Here is a 23,515-nt window from a genome sequence, read left to right on the forward strand (position 1 = left end):
CAAAGAGGAATATTTGTGAATATTAAATTAGTAGAAAAAAAAGTATCCGATATTAATGCGGATATATTAATAGAGTTTTTAACAAAAGATGAGTTAAGCGGGCATAAAGAGATTAAAACATTAAAGAGTGCAGGCTTTAAAGCCGAGCAGGATTCTACCTGTTTTTTATATGAAAAAGGTGTTTTGCTGTGTGGTGTAGATAGCAAAAAAGGCGATGATATAAGAAGTGCAGCAGCTTGCATGATAAAGATACTTAAATCCTCAAACTACAAATCTGCAAAAGTAATTGCTCTTAGCAAATCCTCTCTTGCTGCTTTAGTTGAGGGGATAGTTTTAGGCGGTTATGAGTTTAACGAGTATAAATCAGAACCTAAAAAAGTAACCCTAAAGAGTATATCTATAGCATCTAATGAGCCTGAGTTTAGTGCTTTTGAGACTATTTTTAAAGAAGCTCTTATAGTGGCTAACGCTACTTGTTTTACACGTGATATTGTAAACAGAGCGCCACAAGAGATAAATCCACAAACTCTATCTGCTCTAGCTCAAAAACTAGCGGATGAAAATTCACTTGAGTGCACAATTTTACAAGAAGATGCCCTAGCAAAAGAGAATATGAATGCAATGCTTGCAGTCGGTCGTGCTTCTATTCATGGTAGTGCTTTAATACATCTGGCATACAAGCCCAAAAAACCTAAAAAGGTAGTCTCTCTAGTTGGTAAAGGGCTGACATACGATAGCGGCGGATTAAGCCTCAAACCTGCTACTTCAATGGTTACAATGAAGATGGATAAGGCTGGAGCTTGCGCAGTTCTTGGGATGATTAAAGCAGTAAGCGAGCTAAAGCTTGATATTGAAGTTCATGCATTTATCGGTGCAGTTGAAAATATGGTTGGCGGGGATGCTTACAAGCCTGATGATGTGCTTGTATCAAGAAGCAAAACTACAATTGAGGTTAGAAACACCGATGCAGAAGGACGTTTGGTTTTAGCAGACGTCCTTGACTACGCTCAAGATGCTGTAAGTGCTGATTATATATTTGACTTTGCAACTCTCACAGGTGCCTGCATGATTGCTCTTGGTCAATACACAACAGGACTTATGGGTCATTCGCATAAATTAAAACATGATATTTCCCGTGCAGGCAGCGATACGGGAGAGTTAATAAGCTCACTTCCATTTAACAAGCATCTTAAAAAACTTCTAAAGAGTGAGATTGCAGATATAAGCAACACTGCTTCAAAGCCTTACGGCGGGGCAATTACTGCAGGACTTTTTTTAGATAAATTCATTCGTGATGAGAATAAAAAGAAGTGGATGCATTTTGATATAGCAGGAAGCGCATATACTGAGACCCCATGGGATTGTAACGTTTACGGTGCCACAGGTTCCGGTGTTCGTCTTATGTGTGGCTATTTAAAAAGCTTATAATCAAAGCCTCTTCTTTCAGTTTGCATTAATAGTTATTTAAATATATTAAATAAAAAAAACTTATAAATTTTATGGTGTGGATACTTAGTATCTATTAGATGCTATAAATATAAAAAATAGAAGAGGTTATATGAAACGTAATATTTTATTTACACTCAACAGAGTATTCTTTACCCTTCTTCTTATCTTTAGCTTTACATCTCTAAATGCTCAAACTAATGATCTCTTAGAGTCAATCTATAACGAGATGGAGCAATTTAATAGAGTCGCAACCGTTACAAAGCAAAATGAAAACTATCAACCCTATATTATCTCTGTATTTCAAGGTGAAGAGCTTGAGAAGCTTGGCGTGTCAAACTTAAAAGAGGCACTTCTACTTACTCCCGGTGTCGATATGACAACAGATAATTTTAATAATCAAACACCTATATTTAGAGGCTCAAACTCCCTCTCATATGGTCAGTCAAAACTCTTTATAGACGGAGTATCTGTAAATAATCTTTTTTTTGATGCCTACTCAGAATATCTCTTTCTTCCTATTGAGATGATTAAACGATTAGAGGTAGTAAGGGGTCCGGGAAGCAAGATTGATGGGGTTAATGCCTACGCAGGTTCTATTAATGTCATTACGTATGCAGAAGATTTTGAGGGATTTGAGTCTAGCGACAAGCTTATTTTTAAATACGGTTCATCTGAGTATAAAATGGGCGGTTTTTTTAAAACTCTAAAAACAGATGAGCTGAAACTTTTTGTTGATTTTTTCTATCAAGAGGATGATAAAAAGCTTCCGTCAGGTCCTGACGGACTATCTTTAGGAGCTTTAGGTGCGAGCAATATTCCACTCTCTAGATCCGGCGATGCTCCCGTGTGGCTCAAAGAGTATTCACTAGGACTAAGTCTTGAGTATAAAGACTTTTCTATAAAAGCAAGAGTGCTTGAGCATGAAAAAGGGAGCGCATACGGCATCAACCTTGCGCTTCCTGAAAATAGTGACAGAGTTAAACTCCCTAGCTACTATCTGGATATTGGCTACGATAAAAAAGTTGGAGATTTTGAGCTAAATGTAGATACGGGCATAAAGTATGATGCATTTGACTCCTACTCAAAATTAGCTCCCGATGATTTAAACTTGAGTAATGTAATTTTTAATGATGGAATATATGGGGAACATTTTGCCGCTCAACAGACACTCTATCACTCACTCTATGTCAAATACGACGGATTTGACAATCATTTAATAACTATGGGATACCGCCTTGTAAGAGAAGAGACGATTGACATGGTCTCAAAACTCTCAAATAGAACAACAGGAGATGTTGAACTAGTTGACTATAGCGATACACTACCATTTTTTGACAAAAATGCAAAGCGAAATATATTCATATTCTCCCTACAAGATGAGTTTTGGTTTAGCGATAATTTTAGTTTTATCTACGGCTTTAACTATGAAGAGACTTCTTACAAGGATGCAGGAGTAGAGCCTAGAGTCTCTATGGTATATCAGTTGGATGCAGGAAATATTTTTAAGGCTATTTATAGCCGTTCACACAGAAATGCTTCTTGGCAAGAGATGTTTACCATGAACAATCTTGCAAGAGTCGGTAGCACAAACTTAGAGCCCGAGATAGTAGATGCATTTGAAGTGGCATATATTAAAAAACTCTCTAGCGACTCTCATGTCAAAACTAATCTTTTTTATCTTATAAATAAAGATCAGATATACAACTCATCTGCAAATCCAGAGTACAAGAATGCAATGGATAGTGACATTTACGGATTTGAGATAGAGTACAAAGGAAATATCTCCAATCTTGATAAGCTATACCTAAACTACTCCTATGTAACCGGGGATTCATATATAAAAGATGAACATAGAAGCGAATCGCTCTCAAATGCTGCACATCACTTGGCAAAAGGGTATTATATATACAATATAGACAGAGGGTTGTCTCTTAGCGCAATAGCTAAATATGTTGGCTCAAAAAGTAGAGTTCTTGGGGATAGACGCGAGAAGGTAGAAGCATACTCCACTTTTGATACTGCAATGCACTACAAAAATATCAAACATGATTTTAGTTTAACTTTTAGTATAAAAAATATTTTCAATAGCACTGTTAAGTTTCCATCTGCAATAGATACATATTCACAAGATTACGAACAAGAGCGCAGAACCTTCCTAGTAACTCTAAAAAAAGAGTTTTAAATGAAAAGAGCTGCTCTTCTTTTTTTTATTTTAGCAAGCTATGCTTATGGTTATACGTACAACAAACTGCTACTTAAAGCTCAAGCTTCAATCTTTCCAAAAATTATAATGCTTGATAAAAAACTTTATGAAAAACTTGTTGATGGAAAGATTGTATATACTATTGTTTATGAGAAGAGTGATTACTATACAGCTTCTGAGATAGGAAAGTTTATTGAATCAAACTATAGGCACACTTCAACCCAATATGCTTTTAAAATAAACCTAGTAGAATTTTCAGAGTTCTCTAGTAAAACTGATGCAACTGCAATTTACATTCTTAATTCCGATACTCAGGTTCAAGAGCTTGCAAAATATGCAAACAAAAAAGGTATTATCACTTTTGCTTACGATATAAACTATCTAAAGAGTGGTTTTTTGTTCTCCTTGATGCTTGAGAAATCAGCCGTCATATATCTAAATAAAGAGAATCTAAATAGTAATAAAATTGATTTTGTCGATTCGCTTTACCAAATTGTTAACTTTATTGATAAAAACAGTATCTAAAGTATAAATTAGTCTTATTTATATGATAAAATAGCTTTAAAAAGTCTAGCTACACGGCTTAAGGTGCTTGTATGAATAAAAAAAAATTTAGTTCGCTCTCTAATAAAATAGTATTTTCTATAGCTTTTGTATCACTTATCATTACTTTAGTAGTTTTTATAATTTCTAGCAAAATCAACAAAGAAGCATTTCACCAAATAGAGATTGAAAAGGCTGATATTATTGCACAAACCATTGAACCGTTAATAGCTGTTAATATCTACCTAGGCATGGAGGAGAGAATCAACCAAACAATACTCCAGCTTACAGAAAATCCAAATATTCTTGCTGTAAAAGTATTAAAAAATGATAAATTAATAGGCTATGTTGAGTCAAAAGAGCACAAAAGTAGTGCTAAAGACTTTTTTGTTATAAAAAGAGCTATAACTCAACCAAATACGACAAAAACAATCGGTGAATTAGTTCTTACTTACTCAAACAAGGGATACAATGAGCTTATAGCAAAATATAAAAATTTAACACTTATGCTTGTATTTACTCTTGTAATACTCTTTATTTTCTTTGGTCTTTATGTAAAAAAACTTCTCTTTCCACTAAGAGAGATATCAAAACTACTCAAAGGCTACTCTGTTAATAAAAATATTGAGGTCCCTTTTTCATCACAAAATAATGAAATTGGATTAATATCCAATACTCTTAACAATATGCAGAAAAAAATTCTTCAATACTCAAAAAAACAAGAAAACATAAATCACTTTCTTGAAGAGAAGGTTAATGAAAAAACTCTCGAACTTAGTATGCAGTTATATATGGACTCACTAACGGGACTGCCAAATAGATTTAGTATTTTTCATGAAATTGCCAAGATAGAAGATGGAGCTTTACTTATAATCAATATTGACGACTTTAAAGAGATTAATGATTTTTTTGGACATGTCGCAGGCGATGGAATTTTAAAAAAGTTCTCAAATAGGCTCAAAAGTATATTTAAAGATAGTGAGTTCATCAATCTAAAGCGCCTCTCGGGGGATGAGTTTGCTCTGCTCTTTACGCAAAAACCTCCGCTTCAAGAGTTTATATACATAGCAGAAAAGTTAATTAAGGATGTGGAAAAAATGATTTTTTTCCATGAAAAAAACGAGATAAGCATAAGAGTTACAATTGGAGGAGCATACCAGATAGAAGGTGCTTTAGAAAAAGCGGACATAGCTTTAAAATCGGCAAAAAAAGAGCAGAAACCTTTCTTACTTTATGATGAAAAGCTAAATATAGAAGATGTATACAAAAAAAATATGGAGTGGGTAAGAAAGCTAAAAAAAGCAATCAAACATGACAAAATTGTTCCATATTTTCAACCTATATTCAATAACTACACAGATGAGATTGCTAGCTATGAGTCTCTTATCCGTTTGATTGATGATGATGGTAACGTTATTAGCCCATACTTTTTTTTAAATATTGCCAAAAAAAGCAGGTTATACAGTACCCTTACAAAGATTATGATTGAAAAAAGCTGTATCTATTTTGAGCATCTCAACTATGATTTTTCAATCAACTTATCGGTTGAGGATATACTTGATAAAGATATTGTAAATTTTATAAAAGAAAAAATACAAACACACAACGTAGAAAACAGAATTATTTTTGAGATACTAGAATCAGAAGGCATAGAAAAGTATGAAGAGGTCTTTGCGTTTATTACCCAGATGAAAAAACTTGGATGCAGAATTGCGGTTGATGACTTTGGAAGCGGGTACTCAAATTTTGAGCATCTTCTTAAACTAAATGTTAATTATATAAAGATTGACGGTACATTAATAAAAAATCTTGACAAAGATATAAGTGCACAGATAATAGTTGAGACGATTGTAGATTTTGCAAAGAGATTAAACCTGCTGACAGTTGCAGAGTTTGTTCACAACAAAGAAATTTTTCAAAAAGTCAAAGAGCTCAATATTGATCGTACTCAAGGATACTATCTTTCTGAACCCCAAAAAAACACCATTAACAATTAAATTTTTTAAGTAAAAATAAAGGCATAATTTATTTTTAAAATCATATAATCCTAACATGCAAGATATATCATTTGAAACCTTTTTATTTGCCTTTATGCTTACTCTACTTGCTGGGCTTTCAACTTCAATAGGTGCACTCTTGGCATTTTTTTCAAAAAGTAAAAACTACACTATTTTGTCAATGGGGATGGGTTTTTCTGCAGGCGTGATGATATACGTATCCTTTATGGAAATCTTGGTAAAATCAAAAGAGTCCTTTACAGAGTTTTACTCAAGCGAGATTTTAGGAGACTCTTTTATGGTCTTATCATTTTTTGCAGGAATTGCACTAACCGCTCTCATAGATAAAGCAATTCCAGAGGATGTAAATCCACATGAGACAAAAAGTAGCAGTGAACTCTTGGAGCTTAAGCCTCACAGCAAGAGTTCTATAATAAAAAACTCAACGCTTAAGCGAACAGGTATTTTTACCGCTCTTGCCATCGCGATACACAATTTTCCGGAAGGGTTTGCCACTTTTATCTCCGCGCTTGAAAATCCTACGCTCGGTATTACAATCGCCTTTGCAATAGCGATTCACAATATCCCTGAAGGTATGGCGGTATCTTTGCCTATTTATCATGCCACAGGAGATAAAAAAAGTGCATTTTGGTATGCAACTCTCTCAGGATTAGCAGAGCCTGTAGGTGCACTTGTAGGATTTTTTCTGCTCTTTCCATTCATGGGAGGTGCAACACTTGGAATCACTTTTGGTCTTGTAGCAGGAATAATGGTTTACATCTCGTTTGATGAGCTTCTCCCTGCTGCAAGAGTTTACGGAAATGCCCACACAACAATAGCTGGAATCACCATCGGCATGCTCGTCATGGCGATAAGTCTAATTAGTTTTAAGCTTATATAAAACAGAGGAAAATATTTCTGATATGTATGTAGATATTGACAAACCGACACTTTTTTTGTTTACAGATGCAAGTGTAAATCCAAAGACCAATGTAGGATACGGGGCATACCTTCTCCTAGGTGAGTATGAACTTAGAGCTCCGCCAAAAAAATTAGATATAAAAGTAAAAAGATTTGAAAATACAACTTCATCTAAACTTGAGCTAGAGACTCTCTTGTGGGCATTAGAAAAAATACCGACAAAAGATTCAAAGATAATCGTATATACTGATTCTCAAAATACAATAAACCTAAAAGATAGAGAGGAGAGAATCAAAAAAAATAACTATATGACAAAAAAAGGCACTCTTATAAAAAACCACGAGTTGTATAAAAAATTTTATGAACTTACAGATCTTTACGAGTGTGAATTTATAAAAATCAAAGGGCATAAAAAGAGCGAAGATAAAGATTATGCAGATAGATATTTTACTCTCGTTGACAGAGCATCAAGAGAGGCTCTTAGGGGTGCACTTGGTTCTTAAAGTGTTCTCTTTGCATATTTTAGCTAGAATTACAAAAAAGTATAAAATAGCAATAAACAAAGGCAAATTATGGGTTTAAGTATAGGTCTAGTAGGACTTCCAAATGTAGGAAAATCAACAACTTTTAATGCACTAACAAAAGCACAAAACGCAGAGGCAGCAAACTATCCATTTTGTACGATAGAGCCAAACAAAGCAGTAGTACCTGTTCCGGATTCTAGACTCCAAGAGCTTGCAAAAATAGTAAAGCCTGAGCGTATTCAATACTCAACTCTTGATTTTGTAGATATTGCAGGTTTGGTAAAAGGTGCGAGCAAAGGTGAGGGACTGGGAAATAAATTTTTATCAAATATTCGAGAAACAGAGGTTATTTTGCATATTGTAAGATGCTTTGAAGATGAAAACATTGTTCATACCGAGGGAAACATTCACCCGCTTCGAGATGTTGAGATTATTGAGGGAGAACTTATTTTAGCCGATATAGAAGTTTTGCAAAACAGAGCCGATAGATTAAAAAAACAGGCTAAAACAGATAAGAGCGCAGCTTCTCTTTTGACTCTAGCAGAAGAGCTTTTAGAGTTTTTAGCTGATGGAAATCTCGCTAAAAACTTTCCAAAAGCAGATAGTGATGAGTACAAGCAGCTAAACAATGAAGTTAGGCTATTAACAGGTAAAGAGATTATGTACGGTGCAAATGTTGACGAAGATGGTCTGCTTGAAGATAGCCAATATGTTCTTGACCTTAAAGAGCATGCAGCTAAAAACAACTGTGAGCTGATAAAACTATGTGCAAAAATTGAAGAGGAGTTAGTTGGTCTTGAAGATGATGAAGCAGATGAGTTTTTAAGCTCTCTTGGCGTTGTCGAATCAGGTCTTAATCAGATAATCCAAAAAGGTTTTGACAAGCTTGGTCTTATGAGTTACTTTACAGCCGGTGTAAAAGAGGTTCGTGCTTGGACAATTCGCAAAAACACTACCGCACCAAAGGCTGCAGCCGTAATCCACAATGACTTTGAAAAAGGATTTATCCGTGCAGAGGTTATCTCATACAGTGATTTTATTGCATGTGGTGGAGAAAACAGAGCAAAAGAGGCAGGGAAAATGCGTTTAGAAGGCAAAGAGTACATCGTACAAGATGGAGATGTCATGCACTTTAGATTTAACGTATAGCAGGCCTCATATAGAGGTCACTTGCGCATAACTATTTTACTACTACCCTGTTTCTTCCGCTATTTTTTGCTTTATAGAGAGCGTCATCCACTCTTTTAAATATCTCTTTTGCATCTTCACCAAAAATATATCTTGTTAAACCAAAAGATGCGGTAACTTTTATATTATTATTAATAACACTTTGTTCTATATTTACCCTGACTTTTTCTATAATATTTTTTGCTTCTTCTAGGGTTACATTTTTTAGCATAATGACAAACTCTTCACCTCCCCATCTTGCAAGCAAATCATCCTCTCTAATTGAGTTTTTAAGAGTTTTTGCTATGGCTATAAGCGCCTCATCACCGACCTGATGACCATAGGTGTCATTTATAGACTTAAAATGATCTATATCTACGATAGCCAAAACAAAATCAATATCTGTTTTCCTTTTATGTTTTACAAGCAGGTTTATCGTCTCATCAAAATGAGCTCGATTATATAATTTTGTAAGAGAATCCGTTATATAAAGCTGGGCAAGAAGTTTTTCATTTGTAATATCATGACATACGGCACTAAACTCATGTAGCTCCCCATGTGCGTTAAAAATAGGCAGTACTCTAGTTTGAAACCATTTCTCTTGTCCACTTAAAGTCTTGTACTTTAACTCCCCGTTCCAAGACTTTTTATTTTGAACTGTTTGCACAAGTTCTCTATAGATAATATTAGAGATATCTGCTACTTTAAAAATAGATATATTTTCTCCTACAAGATGCTCTTTTTCCATTTCAAAATAGTCACAAAAAAATGTGCTTACATCTTTAATAATTCCGGTTGATGAAGTTTTAATTACCATAATATTCTTATCGATAATTTCTCTATCAGCTTCTAGTTTTTCATTTAATTTATTAATCGTGCGCATCTCTTTTTTAATTAAAAGTTTTGCTTCAAAGAGTTCACTTATGTCATAAATAGAGACCATAACTCTATTTTGTGAAACTATATATGGAGAGATTGTTACTTGTTGCTGCATAAGCTTTAGTGAGGAAGTTGTCACTTTATTGCGATTAATCGGTATAAATTTCTTACTGCTGTTGGCATCATAAAAGGTTGGTGTACCGATAGAAAGAGCAGTTTTTATTTTTCTTTGAAGAACTCTGTAGTTAATCTCAGGATAAAACTCCTCTAAACTTTTGCCAATTATCTCATCTTTATGAATTTGGGTATTTATACTAAGCCATCTATTCCAGTAACTCACAATAAAGTTTTCATCAACTACCATATGCCCATTTTCTAGTGAGTCTAGCAGTACATCAGGACAATTAATCTCCATTATCCGTAAATCTCTTCTATTTTTTTATCTATTAAGATTTTTAAACTCTCTATAGCTTTATCTTTTGTAAGAACATATATATTGCCTTTAATTTGCTTATCTTCAAAATCTAAAACGGTGCTTATTATAATAATTTTTGAGTACTCTGCAACATCATCATCACTTACTACAGAAGTTGAATCTAAAAACTGTAGAGATGGAACAAAAAATTGAACTTGCGTATCTAGCTCCTGCGTAAGCCTGCTAATTATTGTTGAAGTCAAAATATTAGTTAGCTCTAAGACGGCATCGCTAATATCATCATAAGAGGAGTTCTTTGCATTATATAGATAGTTCCCTAAATTCAGTGCCGACTCTTGGCTTATAACAAACATACACTCCCCGCCAAACTTACCTGTAAATAGCTGTTTAATAACAAAATACATGGAATTAGAGTCTATTGATGCTTCAATCTTATCTGCCAATTCATCACTATTACAAATCTCTATCTTAGGTATATGCATAGTACCAAAAGCATCCAGCAAATTTGCCATACTTGCCGTAGCAGCACCAATAGAGACATTCATAAACTCTCTTAATGCATCAATCTGATCCTCATTAAATTCTAAATTCAATATTTTTACCTTTTATAATAATATATCTTGTTTAAATATTTTTGCCATTATTTCACCATTTATAGGCTTTGGATACATATTTTTTGCGCCCGCAACTAAAACTCTTAGTTTTGCCTCATTTTGGATATCAGCAGTTATAACTATAACTTGAGCCTCCTTGTTTATCTCCATAATCTTCCCAAGAGCCTCATATCCGTCCATAACAGGCATTGTAAGATCTAAAAAAACAACATCCGGATTCTCTTTTTCATAAAGCTCTACAGCCTCAAGACCGTTTATTGCTTGGAGAAGTTGGGCATTGGGATAAACCTCTTTGATGCTTTTTATAACTCCCATTCTCGCAATTTTTGAGTCATCTACAACTAAGACCTTCAATATATATATCCTCCTTGCGCTATTTATCTTTTTATAAATGGATTGTAAGATATTTTTAATTAACTAGGCATTATAGCTTTGAATCTTTTTATTATTTTAATTTTGCAATCGTATCGCCGTATCTCACATGTTCATCAGCTTTAATACCAAGTTCAAGCATATTATGCTGGGCTAATATTACTATAGTAGAGCCCATCTCAAAACAACCAAAATCATCACCCTTGTTTAGATATAACTCCTCATAAGAGTAGAGAGTGCTATTTTCTGCATCAGCATTTGTTTTTATTTTTGGCTCAAATGAGACCTGCATGACACCTACGTTAAGTGCGCTTACTAAAACCATATAAAATCTTTTTTTCGTTGTTGTTTCACACAATATGACAACTCTCTCATTCTCTACAAAAAGGTTTATCCTTTTTTTAAGAGAAGGTATATTAACCGGATAAAACTTACCGGGAATATGAGCTGTTTTTAGCACCTTTATGTTGGTAGGAATGTGATAGCGATGGTAATCTTTTGGGGATAGATAGAAGTTTATAAAAGTTCCGTTGCTTACTATCTCCCTCTCCTCTTTTGTAAAGTGTTCTCCTATGAGCTCATCGGTTTTATATTTCATCCCTTTTATCTGAAGAGCATACTCCTCTTGTAAATCTCCGCACTCAGTAATAAAGGAGTCACATGGAGATATAAAATCTCCTCCATCAAGAGAGTAAGCTCTATCCTCTCTTAGCTTCCTTGTAAATAGAGCATTAAGAGTGCTGTAAGTCTCAGGGGAGCTAAACTCACTCATATCAAGACCCATAATATTTACATATGAGCTGTTTATGAACTTTTGAATCGGTTTTGCAAACTCTTTGCTTGCAAATTTTCCAAAAAGTTGCGAAACTGCCGAAGTTATATCTCTACTCATCTATTCTCTCCTTCTTCTCAAAAAGCTTACGCTTTGCTATCTCTTCTAGTAAAACCGTGGCATAAGAACCTTTGGGAAGCGAAAAATTGAGTTCATACTGAGCCTCTTGATTCTTAAATCTCCCCTCGACACCCTCCGGATATACCCAAGCATATCTTCTTGCGCCATCAGCATTTATCTCATCGTCAAACTCTTTTTCAATAGTTCTAGCTATATCAGAAGAGAGCTTTGCCTTTTTACCGCAAAGCAGTCCCGTGACAGATATATCTTTCTCATTAAATCTCTTAAAATCGTGCTCACTTGCATCAAAATCAAACAGCCTGCCATATGGATAGTGCTCCATAATATCCCCGCTGATAAGCTTAAAGGGGTGTTTCTGAGCCTTCATTTTGATTAGTTCGCTCTCTGGTATATTCAGCAGGGACCCAAGCTCTTTTGTATCAAAATTTTGCACTAGAGTGTTTATCTCAAGTCTTCTGCTTAGCCACAGATTAAACAAATGGCTCTGATAAGCACTGATAAGAAGCTTTTTTATCTTTGGGTTACGCTCTTTTTTTTCACCTTTAGCAATCTTTTTGCCGTCAATATGGTTATTGCCGTCAGTTCCAAAACGCTGATAACCAAAAAAGTTAGGCATACCAAACTTTGCTATATTTTTCAGAGCTTCATCTATTTTTTGTGCCGATGTAGGATTTACTTTTTTTAATTTAATATAAAATCTATTGCCGGTTAGATGCCCTATTCTAATCTTGTTATTGTGGTATGTTTTGGATAATATCTTAATATCTTCATGTTCAAACTCATCCATTTTTGCTTCATGTTTTTTATGTAAAGATATATACTGCTTTGTCATGGCATGTTTATCTTTTAGTCCTGCATAACCTATCTCTCTGTTTTGTATCCCTAGATACTTTGCAATCATAGAGACAAGTTCAAGAGTCGATATGCCTTTTTTTCTAACAAAAAGAACTAAATGCTCACCTTCGCCGCTAAACTCATAAAGCGGTATCTCTTCAACAACGAAATCACGCGGAGTCTGCTTAAAATGAAAATCTATACTTGAGTGTCCCAGCGAATAAAATCTATCCATAATAATCCTAATATTTTTAAAAATGATGCGCTTTGCATCTATTTTTATAACTTTTTCTAACGCTTTGCGCAACAATAGTTATAGGTGTTCTACATAGTTTTGCAACTCTTAGAACGCTCTTTGTGTTTCGTTTGTCAAAAGCAAAAAGCATCTCATACTCTTCGCCGCTACAACCTACTCTCTTTGGCACATGTCTGCAAAATTTAAAACCCATTCTATTTACCGAAGAGAGCTTACCTAAATCACTAAAAAGACCATCCGATATATCCATACCGCAGCTAAGATAACGAGAACATTTCGATACAAACTTATCTCTTAGTTTTATATTGACAAATTTTGAGTTCTTGTGAATATTTCCTAAATTTAGTAATCTCTTTAAATCTTTTGCACTTCTGCCAAGCTCTCCACTGTATGCAACCATGTGACCACGTCTAAGACCCTTTCTCATAAGAGGCTTGATAGTTTTTGAGACTACTGTTACAGTGATATCGAGTTTGGTATTCTTGATGGTATCTCCGCCGATTATCTCGATACCGTATTTAGCAGCAGTCTCTTGAAATCCCGATACCAGCTCTCTCATCTGCGCCATTGTCATGTAAGGAGGCATGGCAACACTAAGCAGAGCATATTTTGGTTTTGCGTTCATGGCAATAGCATCTGAGATATTTACACTCATCGCCTTAGCTGCAATTTGATAGTAGCTCATCCACTCTCTTTTAAAGTGAATGCCTTCAAAAAAAGCATCTTTGGAGTAAACAGTATCGTCTATTAATGCTCCATCATCTCCGATATGAGCGTTTTTAAACTGAGATATAAAATAATTTTCTAAATTCAAATAAACTTCTTAAATTGCCTTAAGTTACTATTAAAGCCAATATATATAAAATAGCAGGTAATTATACCATCTATATAGGAAACTCTTTATGAAACACTCCATAAAAAAGATATTTCAAAACCTCTCTTTTTTTCTTTTATTAGCGGTGGTATTTGCAGCTATAGGAGTACTCGTTACAGTTGAACACTCTAACTCATATGCAAAAATTGAAAGCTTAAATAATCAAAAACGTATAATCTCCTCTCTTACCTCTATGCCAAAAGAGAATCTTGATTTATCTCTTATCCAGTTTAACGGTAAAAGTGCGCAACTTCTTAATGATATCGACAAGTTGCGTAATCAATACGACTACTCTCTTGTGGAGAAATATGTGCTCTTAAACTCGCAAGAGTACCTTGCTGACTTAGATAAACTAAGCTTACTTACAAAAGAGTTTAACAAAAAAGCTATTGAATTGTATACAAACAAAAGCAGTAATATTAAGGAAAAAGAAGAAGAGCTAAAAAAGAGCTTTGACTCTTTGTTCGAGCAGATAAACAGTATGATTTTTAAAAATATCTCTTACAATCAAGCAAAATTTGACATTCACAAAAATGTAACATACTTAGCCTTTGTGTTGATTTTTTTAGTTGCTCTTTGGTACAGAAGAAGACTCAATGCTATATATAAAGATATTGAGTATCTTTATAATGTAGATACAAAGGGGTATGAGCCATTTTCGCAAGAGGCAGGTGCAATCTCTATGAGAATAAGAAGAAAACCGGATGTCTCTGAAAATCCTAAAATGATTGATCCGGTGACCGGTATAAACAACATAAAAGGGATGATTAGCTCTTATGCAGAGAAAAAAAATCTTAAAGAGAAAAACTTTACCTCTGTTACCGTGATTGAGATTGACAACTTCTCAAAAACAAACAGAGTCTATTCACAAGAGTTGACACAAACCATACTTAAAAAAGTTGCATTTACTATATCTCTTCATAAGCAAGCAGCTGACGTTGTAGCAAGAACTGATTATAATCAATTTACCATAATCTTATCTAGAGAAAACAAAGAGCAATCCTTTAGGGATGTTGACATTATCCGTCAAAGTATCTCTGAGCTAAAACTAGCATCTCCCGAACTTGGAGCAATTAAGATAAAACTTAGTGGCGGATTTGTCATAAAACCAAATCATGTCTTACTTGAAGAGTCGATAAAGCAAGCTCAAAAAATTCTGGACTACGCAAAAGAGAGCGGCGGAGACAGAATATGCCAAGTAAAAGATTTGGCTCATAGCGAGCTGTAAAACATAATTCTACTCTCTAGCTAAGAGATTATTAGCTTTGCTCTATATAATCAACATCTAAACCGATACATAATACCTCTTCTAGAAGTGAGTGATTATGGAACATTTTACACATTTGCAACAATCTTTTATCATATACAAAGGCTAAACGCTGTATAATCCGCCTTATTTTATTCTTAATTACAAAGGAAAGTAATGGGTATTCCTATTTATACTTACGATGCAATTATTGTCGGCTCGGGGCTGGCTGGATGCGCCGCTGCAAGAGAGTTGCAGAGTGCAGGCAAAAAAGTTGCAGTTATAACAAAACTTCATCCGCTTAGAAGCCACTCAGGAGCTGCTCAAGGTGGTGTTAATGCTGCTTTTAGTGATAAAGATAGCGTGGAGCTACATGAGTTTGACACTGTAAAGGGGAGTGACTATTTAGCTGATCAAGATGCTGTTGAGTTTATGTGTAAAAATGCACCTGAGACTATCCGTTGGGCAGAGAGAATGGGAGCTGCTTTTAGTAGAACTCCCGATGGAAAAATAGCACAGCGCCCCTTTGGAGGGCAATCCTCTCCTCGAGCATGTTATGCAAAAGATAGAACAGGCTTAACGCTTTTGCAAACTATATATGAGCAGGCTTACCGCGTTGGTGTTGAGTTTTGGGATGAGTGGTATGCTGCTGATATTATCTATAAAGATGGCAAAGTCTCAGGAGTAGTCGCTTTTAATATACGAGATTTGCAAGTAGCGGTATTTAACGCTAAGTCCGTCATGTTCGCTACAGGTGGATACGCAAGAAGCTACAAAATCAACTCAAATGCACATGCAAACACAGGTGACGGACTCTCGATTGTAGCGCGTCACGGTCTTCCGCTTGAAGATATGGAATTTGTACAGTTTCACCCATCAGGTCTTTCAGGAAACGGTGTTTTAATCTCTGAAGCTGCGCGTGGAGAGGGAGGACGACTTTTTAACTCTTTGGGTGAGCGCTTTATGGAGAAATATGCTCCAAACGCAATGGAGCTTGCATCACGTGATGTTGTAAGTCGTGCTATTTTAAATGAGATAAGAGAGGGACGCGGAGTAGGACCGAGAAAAGATGCTGTATTTCTTGATGTTACTCATCTTGGACGTGATTTAATTATGGAGAGGCTACCTGAACTTCGTGAACTTGCCATGACCTTTTTGGGACTCGACATGATAAAAGAGCCTATTTTAATATCCGCAACGGCGCATTACTCAATGGGCGGTATTCCGGTAAATATTGCAGGAAATGTTCGTAAAAATAATAGCCAATATGTTGAAGGCTTCTATGCAGCCGGCGAGTGCTCATGTGTTTCTGTTCACGGTGCAAATCGCCTAGGTGCAAACTCTGTTTTAGAAGCACTGCTCTTTGGTCGTTTTGTCGGCAAAACAATGGTTAATGAGATAGACACCATTCCTCTTCGCGCGGCACAAGAAGATGATGCAAAAAGAGCTCTTGATGAAATTAATTTCATATTAAACAACAATGGAAATGAAACAATCACACAGCTAAGAGAAGAGCTTCAACAGTGTATGACTGCAAATGCAGGTGCATTTAGAACAAAAGAGACTCTAGAGATTGCAATCGCCAAAGTTAAAGAACTTCGCAAAAGATTTAAAAATATTCGTATAAAAGATAAGTCTAAGCTATTTAACACAGAACTTCAAGAGGCAATAGAGCTTGGTCACATGATAGACTACTCTGCCTTTATTGTTGAGAGCGCAATTGCTAGAAACGAGAGCCGTGGTGCTCACTTTAGAGAAGATTTTAATACTCGCGATGATGAAAACTTTTTAAAGCATACAATGGCATACATGGACAAAGAGGGTAACATTTCGCTTGATTATATGGATGTCGTTCTCGGCAAACATGAGCTTAAAGCAAGAAATTACTAAGGAGGGATTATGAGTACAAATACAATTACTACACAAAAAGTGAACTTCAAGGTATTTCGATTTAATGCAGATGAAGATTACCTTCCATACTATGAAGATTACAGTATGGATGTTACTTCCGAAGAAGTTGTTTTAGATATATTAAATAGAATAAAATGGGACCATGACGGTAGTTTTTCATACAGAAGAAGTTGTCGTCACGGCATTTGCGGGGCATGTGCCATCAAAGTAAACGGTAGAAGCACTCTTGCTTGTAAAGAGAGTATGACTACCATGGTAGAGTACTTTGGAAACGACCTTACAATAGAGCCTCTAAGCACAAAAAGAGCCGTTAAAGATATGATTATCGACAAAGGGGACTTCTGGGAGAAACATGCAGCAGTGACTCCTTATCTGGTTGCAGATATTGACGAATCTCCTTCATGCGAAAATCTTGTGTCCCCACAAGATGCTGAAGAGCTTGATGAAGCTGACCTCTGTATCCAATGTGGTGCATGTCACTACGCCTGCCCTGTTGTTGAAATAAACAGTGACTTCTTCGGTCCTGCGGCATTTGCTGCTGCTTACCGCTTTGAGGCTGATGTTCGTGACAATGACGGGCAGAGGCTTATTGATGTAAATGAGGAGAAGCAAGGCGTTTGGGACTGTGTTAAATGTTTTGAATGTACAGAGGTTTGTCCAAAAGATATTAATCCATTTGAAAAGATTACAAAACTTCACCAAATGGCATTTAAAAAAGGGGTTGCAAAGAACAATGTCGCAACTCGTCATGCTGTAGGTTTCTTACACTCTATCAAAAAACATGGTGTACTTGATGAGGGCGGCTTAGTCCTTTACTCTGAAGGACCGTCTATTGTAAAGCATATTCCCGTAGCACTTCAGATGTTTAGAAAAGGCAAAATAGTAATGCCTTGGAATATACAAAAATCAGATAACCTTGATGAGATACAAAAGCTTATAAAATCTTCATCAACAGTAAAGTTCTAGGAGTAAAATAGATGAAAAAATTAAAATATGCACTTTTTACAGGATGTACAGCAAAGCAGAGTACTCCGGAACAGATGATGTCAACTATGGCAGTTGCCAAAAAACTTAATATAGAACTAATCGAGTTAACCGAAGCTTCTTGTTGCGGGGCTTCACATCTTCAAGACTATGATGACTTCTTATCTCTTGTTCTAAATGCAAGAAATATAGCTTACGCTGAAAAGCACGCTCTTACTATGGTTACTATCTGTAATACCTGTCAGCTAAATACGGCTATGACAAAACATAGATTAGATAGAAATCCTGAGCTAAAAGCAAGAGTCAACGAGAAGCTTGCGGAAGTTGGACTTGAGTACAAAGGTACTTCAAATGTCATCCACTTCCTATATGCTATTATTGATGATTTTGGACTAGATAAAATCAAAGAGATGGTTGTTAAACCTCTTAGTGAATTTAACATCGCTCCATTTTACGGCTGTCACAATATCCGCCCTTCAGAGCTTCATGATGAATCTCATCAGCAAAAAGAGAATCCATACAATCCTAACTCTCTAGATGATTTAATTATCGCATGCGGTGGTATGAATGTTGATTATGAAGAGAAAAATAAGTGTTGTGGCTTTCATGTAGAGCTCCAAGCTCCACACACTGCGGCAGTTTTAACAGGAACGGCAATTGCGGGTGCGACTGACCAAAATGCAGATATGATGGTAACTCCATGTCCACTTTGCCACCTAAAACTAGATACGCAAACTAAGGGTGCTTCTGAAGCAATAGGCAGAGAAGTTTCACTTCCTGTTCTTCATATGCAACAGATGGTAGGACTAGCACTTGGATGCAGCCCTGCAGAACTTGGTCTAAAACACCACGTTACAGACGTAAACTTCGTCTAAAACTACAAAATAGGGAGTCTCCTCTCTCTATTTAATACTTCTTTACATCAAAAAAAATAATAATTAGAAAAATTTACTAAGTTAATATATCTTTTAAAACTGTAATATATTTATAATATATTATTATTTGAAATGTAGAGCGGTTTTAGTAGAACAAAGTATTCTACTAATTAATAGCTAGTTTTTTGTTAGTCTCTGTAAAACTCTAGCTTAAATTAACCAGAGACTATAGGAGAATTATTATGAAAAATATAGTCAAAGCAGTGCTGTTATTCTCTTTGCTTTCATTTGGGTTTACCCATTCTGCTTACGCATCAGAAGCTAAAAAAGTTGAAGACTACATGCCAAGTTTAATTACTAAAACGCCTCTTGAAGGGCGTATGCTTGCTATTAAAATAGTAAGAAAAACAGTAGGGGCAATTCAAGGAGATCCAAACATAAAGCAAGCAGTTAGAGAAAAATATGAAGATGATCCTAAATTGCTTATGTATGCAGTAGAGCTAGTTGCAATAGAGTTTAAAACCATCGCTATTGCAAATAATTATTGGAGATAAACCTAACAATATAAAGATTACTTAGCCTTCGGTCTAAAAGCCTTTATAACCTCTTCATTTGTCTCTATATATGGACCCTCTATTAGGTCTATACAGTAAGGTACGGCAGGGAATACGGCATCAAGGCACTCTCTTATAGACTTTGGTTTTCCCGGTAGGTTTATGATAAGGCTTTTGCCTCTGATACCCGCCGTCTGGCGCGAGAGGATTGCAGTCGGCACATACTGCAGGCTTACCTGTCTCATAAGCTCGCCAAATCCCGGCATCATCTTCTGACATACACTCTCCGTCGCTTCAGGTGTTACGTCACGAAGCGCAGGACCTGTACCGCCTGTTGTAACTACCAAACAGCACTCTTCATCATCGCAAAGCTCTATCATGGTGCTCTCTATCATATCCTGCTCATCCGGAATACATCTATAGACTATCTCAAACTCGTTTATAAGGTACTCTTTCATTGTCTTTTGAATAGCTACTCCCGATATATCTTCATATATGCCTTTACTCGCTCTATCGCTTGCCGTAATAACACCTATTTTTATCTTACTCATCTTCTTCCTTTATATAATTTAGCAACTCTAGTTTGTTAGTAAAAAATGATTTGCATTTTTTATATATGTTACTGTCGCAACCTCTAAAAAAAAATCTTTTGCTTTGTCTGCGTCTATTATTTTATCTTCGCTTCCTATATAGACCTCAATACTCACACCCTTGTTGCTAAGCTCTCTTAATTCATCTACTCTCCATGAGTAGTAAAGCAACTCCTCTAGTTCATCTATATTATTCTCGCACTGCTCTACTGTTTTTTTTTCATAAGGCAAAAAGCATGATGTAAGAAATTCATTTAGATACTTATCTCTATTTTTTCTATAACCTATAAGTTGCAGTTTTTTAAACTTCTCATCTTTTGATTGAAAGAAGGCGGGAGAGAAGAGCTGAAATGTATCTATACGTCTATTTAATTTTAACTGCTCTTGAGTATAACTAAGCGCTTTTATCGCTCCATAACTAAACCCGCAAACACAATATTGTGAAGAGTTTATATAATCTTTAAAGTAGTGCTGCTCATTTTTTAGAGAAAATCCGCTAAAGAACTTCATTTAGTTTCTTTTTTACATCTGTTTTTGTGATGCTTTCTCTCTCGTTTAAAACGCTCTCTACATATTTCATAATATCTTGCATAGACTCTAAGAGATTTCTCGTCTCATTATATAATCTTTTCATCAAAATCTCTTTTTCACTCTCACTTGCAAGAAGCGATGAACCCATGCCGTACTCTTTAATCATCTTATCAACTATCTCTTTTGCTTCATCCAAATCGCCCTTCGCACTGCTTGCGTGCTCACCATATTTTATATTGCACGCTACAATGCCTGCTAAGAGCATCTTAACTCTTGATTCTAGCTCATGCTTTATAAGCGGCTCATCAGTTGCGGGAGTTAATTTCTCGTTTGATAGAAGCAGTTTTTCAAAAGGAAGGTCAAAGTAGGTTGCGCAGATAACTTTTGCCGCTTGGTATGTTACACGGTAGCGCTTCTGCTCATCACTGAGCATCTGCAACTTCTTTTTGCCAAACATTACCTTATCTTTTACCTGATGAAAGTGCTCTATCGTAACTTGAAAATCATGCCCTCTTATAGCAAGTAAAGAGGCCTCATTTACGAGAGTCGCTAACGATGCTCCATTAAAACCTACAGTCATATTTGCAACAGAGTTGACATCGACTTCGTTTGGAACTTTTTCAAGATATTTAGTAAGGATGGATGCTCTCTCTCTTTTTGTAGGAAGTTCTACAAAAATTCTTCTATCAAATCGACCAGCTCGAAGAAGTGCAGAGTCAAGAATATCTATCTTGTTTGTTGCTGCTATTACAATCACTCCGCTTGAGTTTTCAAAACCATCCATCTCTGTTAAGAGCTGATTTAGCGTTGCTTCCCTCTCGTCACTTCTCTGCCCATCTCTCTTTTTTCCGACTGCATCTATCTCATCAATAAATATAATCGACGGAGAGTTGTTTTTTGCTGCTAAAAAAAGCTCATGGACTCTTTTAGCACCCATGCCAACATATATTTGAACAAAAGAGGCACCGCTTTGGTAGTAAAAGGGAACACCGGCGGCATTTGCAACCGCTTTGGCTATCATTGTTTTTCCAACTCCGGGAGGACCCACCAAAAGTACACCGCGAGGCATTCTTGCGCCGAAACTTTTGTATCGTTTTGGCTTCTTCATAAAATCAATAATCTCTTCAAGCTCTATTTTTACATCGCTTATTCCGCCTATATCTGCAAAAGTGACATCGCTTTTTATGGACTCTATGGGTCCGGAATCCTCTAGTGAAGTCTTAAATCTACTACTTACAATGCTTTTAGTATCTAAGATTCTGTTTTTTTGCAGCCATTTGAAAATAAGTGTGCCAATTCCTAAAAACAGCACCAAAAAAAGAAGATAAGTCACCATGTTTGAGCTGCTTTTGAGCTTGACTCTATACTCGCTAAGCGTCTTTGGAGAGAGCTGAGAAGATGCAATTTTATAAACATCTTTATCTGTTTTGAGATATACAAATTCATCAGATAAAACAACGCTTTTAACGCTTTTGTTCTCAAGCATAACAACTGCCTCTTTTAAAGAGATTGACTCCGCATTATCTCTAAGAACAGCAAAAAGAACAAGAATTACAACTAAAAAAGCCGATGCATACAGTGCTACTCTGTTTGTTTTAGACCCTACCATAGTTAGACTCCTCTTTAACTTCATACTTTTGTAAATTTATCCAGTTACCGACTAAATCTTCATCTGACTCAATCATTATTTTATTAAAATGCTGATCATATCCGATAAACAGAGCATCTTTCTGGCTCTCAATAAGCACGTCAAGCTCCCCGTCAAAACTTCTTCTAAACTCAAAGTTTTTAGCTTTTACGATGCTCTCTAACTCATGGAGTCTCTCTTTTGCAATCTTACCGTTTACTTCAGGCTTCATTTGCGCAGATGGCGTACCATCCCTTTTAGAGTATGAGAAAGCATGAAGGTGGGTTAGAGGGAGTTCTCTTACGTGCCTCATCGCCTCCTCCCAAAGCTGCTGGGTTTCGCCGGGGTGTCCTGTAATAAAGTCAGTTCCTATTGCAAAACCTTTGCTTGCTAAAAGCTCAAAAAGCTCTCTATCTTGCTTGTAAACATTTCTTCTATTCATATATTTTAGCATCTGCGGCGATGTATGCTGCAGCGCAATATGAAGATGACGCTCTAGCCAAGGCTCATCTAAAATCTCTTTAAACTCATCAGTTATCTGAATAGGCTCTACGCTTCCGAGTCTTATACGTCTTACCCCACGTATCTGTGAGATTTTTTTCATAAGCTGTGCTATAGATGTGCCGGTTTTTTGACCGTAACTTCCTACATTTGTTCCCGTTAGTATAAACTCTCCAAAGCCATTGCGGGCAAGTCTTGCAATCTGCTCTAGTATCTTATCTTCATCCATACTTCTTGCATCTCCGCGCACATAAGGAATTATGCAGTAAGAACAGCGAAAACTGCACCCCTCTTGTATCTTTATAAACGCCCTGCTCTTGCCGATAAAATCATCTACCACGCTCTCATCTATATGGTTTAAATCCCCCGGCTCATAAAAAGGCTCTTCCTTTGAGAGCATCTCATCAATTTTAATTTTTTCACTCTGCCCGAAGACTCCGGAGACACGCCCCTGCTCTAGAAGTTTTTCACCTTTTGTATGAGCGCCGCACCCTGTTAAAAAGATTTTAGCCTCGCCGCTACTCTCTACATGAGAGATATATGAGCGAACATGTGAATCAGCGCCGTTTGTAACGGTACAAGAGTTTACAACAATTATGTCCGCCTCACTCTCATCTTCTGTCACGCTATACTCCTGCATAGAGCTCATCATGACCTGAGAATCGTAAAGATTTGTCCTACATCCAAAAGTCTTAAAATATACCTTCTTCATAA

The 23,515-nt window shown here is 36.0% G+C and carries 22 protein-coding genes; 12 read left to right on the forward strand and 10 right to left on the reverse strand.

What is annotated here, in order from left to right; all coding sequences use genetic code 11:
* The first annotated feature begins 15 nt into the window (after positions 1-15).
* The 7 genes from M0Q20_RS00510 (at position 16) to ychF (ending at position 8,786) form a co-directional block, all read left to right on the forward strand.
* Positions 16-1,428 carry a leucyl aminopeptidase gene (locus tag M0Q20_RS00510; RefSeq protein WP_295057541.1) on the forward strand — a complete coding sequence of 471 codons (1,413 nt, stop codon included), beginning with the start codon at positions 16-18 and terminating at the stop codon, positions 1,426-1,428.
* 130 nt (positions 1,429-1,558) lie between these two features.
* Entirely contained in the window at positions 1,559-3,631 is a 2,073-nt protein-coding gene (locus tag M0Q20_RS00515; protein ID WP_295057544.1) for a TonB-dependent receptor plug domain-containing protein, read from the forward strand.
* Positions 3,632-4,177, forward strand: a complete 546-nt coding sequence (locus M0Q20_RS00520; protein WP_295057548.1) for a hypothetical protein — start codon at positions 3,632-3,634, stop codon at positions 4,175-4,177.
* A gap of 71 nt (positions 4,178-4,248) precedes the next feature.
* Complete coding sequence (locus tag M0Q20_RS00525; protein ID WP_295057550.1) at positions 4,249-6,192, forward strand: EAL domain-containing protein; 1,944 nt, start codon at positions 4,249-4,251, stop codon at positions 6,190-6,192.
* A 55-nt stretch (positions 6,193-6,247) separates the two neighbouring features.
* Entirely contained in the window at positions 6,248-7,093 is an 846-nt protein-coding gene (gene zupT / locus M0Q20_RS00530; RefSeq protein ID WP_295057553.1) for a zinc transporter ZupT, read from the forward strand.
* 22 nt (positions 7,094-7,115) lie between these two features.
* Complete coding sequence (locus M0Q20_RS00535; protein ID WP_295057556.1) at positions 7,116-7,616, forward strand: ribonuclease HI; 501 nt, start codon at positions 7,116-7,118, stop codon at positions 7,614-7,616.
* A gap of 69 nt (positions 7,617-7,685) precedes the next feature.
* The gene (gene ychF / locus M0Q20_RS00540) at positions 7,686-8,786 is read left to right on the forward strand and encodes a redox-regulated ATPase YchF (protein ID WP_295057559.1); all 1,101 of its coding nucleotides are present in this window, start codon (positions 7,686-7,688) and stop codon (positions 8,784-8,786) included.
* 31 nt (positions 8,787-8,817) lie between these two features.
* Here the strand turns inward: ychF and M0Q20_RS00545 are convergent, their stop codons facing one another.
* From M0Q20_RS00545 to M0Q20_RS00570, 6 genes are all read right to left on the reverse strand, one after another.
* A complete protein-coding gene (locus tag M0Q20_RS00545) occupies positions 8,818-10,098 on the reverse strand; it encodes a diguanylate cyclase (protein WP_295057562.1) in 1,281 nt (426 codons plus the stop codon).
* A complete protein-coding gene (locus tag M0Q20_RS00550) occupies positions 10,098-10,712 on the reverse strand; it encodes a chemotaxis protein CheC (protein WP_295057565.1) in 615 nt (204 codons plus the stop codon). Before M0Q20_RS00550 ends, M0Q20_RS00545 begins: the two co-directional genes overlap by 1 nt.
* Before the next feature lie 12 nt (positions 10,713-10,724).
* Positions 10,725-11,087, reverse strand: a complete 363-nt coding sequence (locus M0Q20_RS00555; RefSeq protein ID WP_295057568.1) for a response regulator — start codon at positions 11,085-11,087, stop codon at positions 10,725-10,727.
* A gap of 91 nt (positions 11,088-11,178) precedes the next feature.
* The gene (locus M0Q20_RS00560; RefSeq protein ID WP_295057571.1) at positions 11,179-11,997 is read right to left on the reverse strand and encodes a phosphatidylserine decarboxylase; all 819 of its coding nucleotides are present in this window, start codon (positions 11,995-11,997) and stop codon (positions 11,179-11,181) included.
* Positions 11,990-13,087 (reverse strand): tRNA pseudouridine(13) synthase TruD, encoded by a 1,098-nt coding sequence (truD, locus tag M0Q20_RS00565; RefSeq protein WP_295057573.1) that lies wholly within the window; start codon positions 13,085-13,087, stop codon positions 11,990-11,992. The genes M0Q20_RS00560 and truD overlap by 8 nt, the downstream gene beginning before the upstream one ends.
* Positions 13,088-13,103: 16 nt before the next feature.
* Positions 13,104-13,922 (reverse strand): thiamine-phosphate kinase, encoded by an 819-nt coding sequence (locus tag M0Q20_RS00570; protein ID WP_295057576.1) that lies wholly within the window; start codon positions 13,920-13,922, stop codon positions 13,104-13,106.
* 88 nt (positions 13,923-14,010) lie between these two features.
* On the opposite strand from M0Q20_RS00570, the gene M0Q20_RS00575 reads away from it, so the two are divergent.
* From M0Q20_RS00575 to M0Q20_RS00595, 5 genes are all read left to right on the forward strand, one after another.
* Positions 14,011-15,210, forward strand: a complete 1,200-nt coding sequence (locus M0Q20_RS00575; protein WP_295057579.1) for a diguanylate cyclase — start codon at positions 14,011-14,013, stop codon at positions 15,208-15,210.
* A gap of 195 nt (positions 15,211-15,405) precedes the next feature.
* Positions 15,406-17,118, forward strand: coding sequence for a succinate dehydrogenase flavoprotein subunit (gene sdhA, locus M0Q20_RS00580; RefSeq protein WP_295057582.1), 1,713 nt, complete (start codon positions 15,406-15,408; stop codon positions 17,116-17,118).
* Positions 17,119-17,127: 9 nt separating this feature from the next.
* Positions 17,128-18,105 carry a succinate dehydrogenase/fumarate reductase iron-sulfur subunit gene (gene sdhB / locus M0Q20_RS00585; protein ID WP_295057585.1) on the forward strand — a complete coding sequence of 326 codons (978 nt, stop codon included), beginning with the start codon at positions 17,128-17,130 and terminating at the stop codon, positions 18,103-18,105.
* Between the two features lie 11 nt (positions 18,106-18,116).
* Complete coding sequence (locus M0Q20_RS00590; RefSeq protein WP_295057587.1) at positions 18,117-18,998, forward strand: CoB--CoM heterodisulfide reductase iron-sulfur subunit B family protein; 882 nt, start codon at positions 18,117-18,119, stop codon at positions 18,996-18,998.
* Positions 18,999-19,240: 242 nt separating this feature from the next.
* Complete coding sequence (locus M0Q20_RS00595; RefSeq protein WP_295057590.1) at positions 19,241-19,552, forward strand: hexameric tyrosine-coordinated heme protein; 312 nt, start codon at positions 19,241-19,243, stop codon at positions 19,550-19,552.
* Between the two features lie 17 nt (positions 19,553-19,569).
* Here the strand turns inward: M0Q20_RS00595 and mog are convergent, their stop codons facing one another.
* The 4 genes from mog to mtaB are packed head-to-tail and all read right to left on the reverse strand — an operon-like array spanning position 19,570 to position 23,513.
* Complete coding sequence (gene mog / locus M0Q20_RS00600; RefSeq protein ID WP_295057593.1) at positions 19,570-20,103, reverse strand: molybdopterin adenylyltransferase; 534 nt, start codon at positions 20,101-20,103, stop codon at positions 19,570-19,572.
* 27 nt (positions 20,104-20,130) lie between these two features.
* Positions 20,131-20,652, reverse strand: a complete 522-nt coding sequence (bioV, locus tag M0Q20_RS00605; protein ID WP_295057596.1) for a pimelyl-ACP methyl ester esterase BioV — start codon at positions 20,650-20,652, stop codon at positions 20,131-20,133.
* Positions 20,639-22,282 (reverse strand): ATP-dependent metallopeptidase FtsH/Yme1/Tma family protein, encoded by a 1,644-nt coding sequence (locus tag M0Q20_RS00610; protein WP_295057599.1) that lies wholly within the window; start codon positions 22,280-22,282, stop codon positions 20,639-20,641. Before M0Q20_RS00610 ends, bioV begins: the two co-directional genes overlap by 14 nt.
* Positions 22,269-23,513, reverse strand: coding sequence for a tRNA (N(6)-L-threonylcarbamoyladenosine(37)-C(2))-methylthiotransferase MtaB (gene mtaB / locus M0Q20_RS00615; protein WP_295057602.1), 1,245 nt, complete (start codon positions 23,511-23,513; stop codon positions 22,269-22,271). Before mtaB ends, M0Q20_RS00610 begins: the two co-directional genes overlap by 14 nt.
* Positions 23,514-23,515: the final 2 nt, after the last annotated feature.

The sequence above is a fragment of the Sulfurimonas sp. genome (genome assembly GCF_023229025.1).
Lineage (GTDB): Bacteria > Campylobacterota > Campylobacteria > Campylobacterales > Sulfurimonadaceae > Sulfurimonas.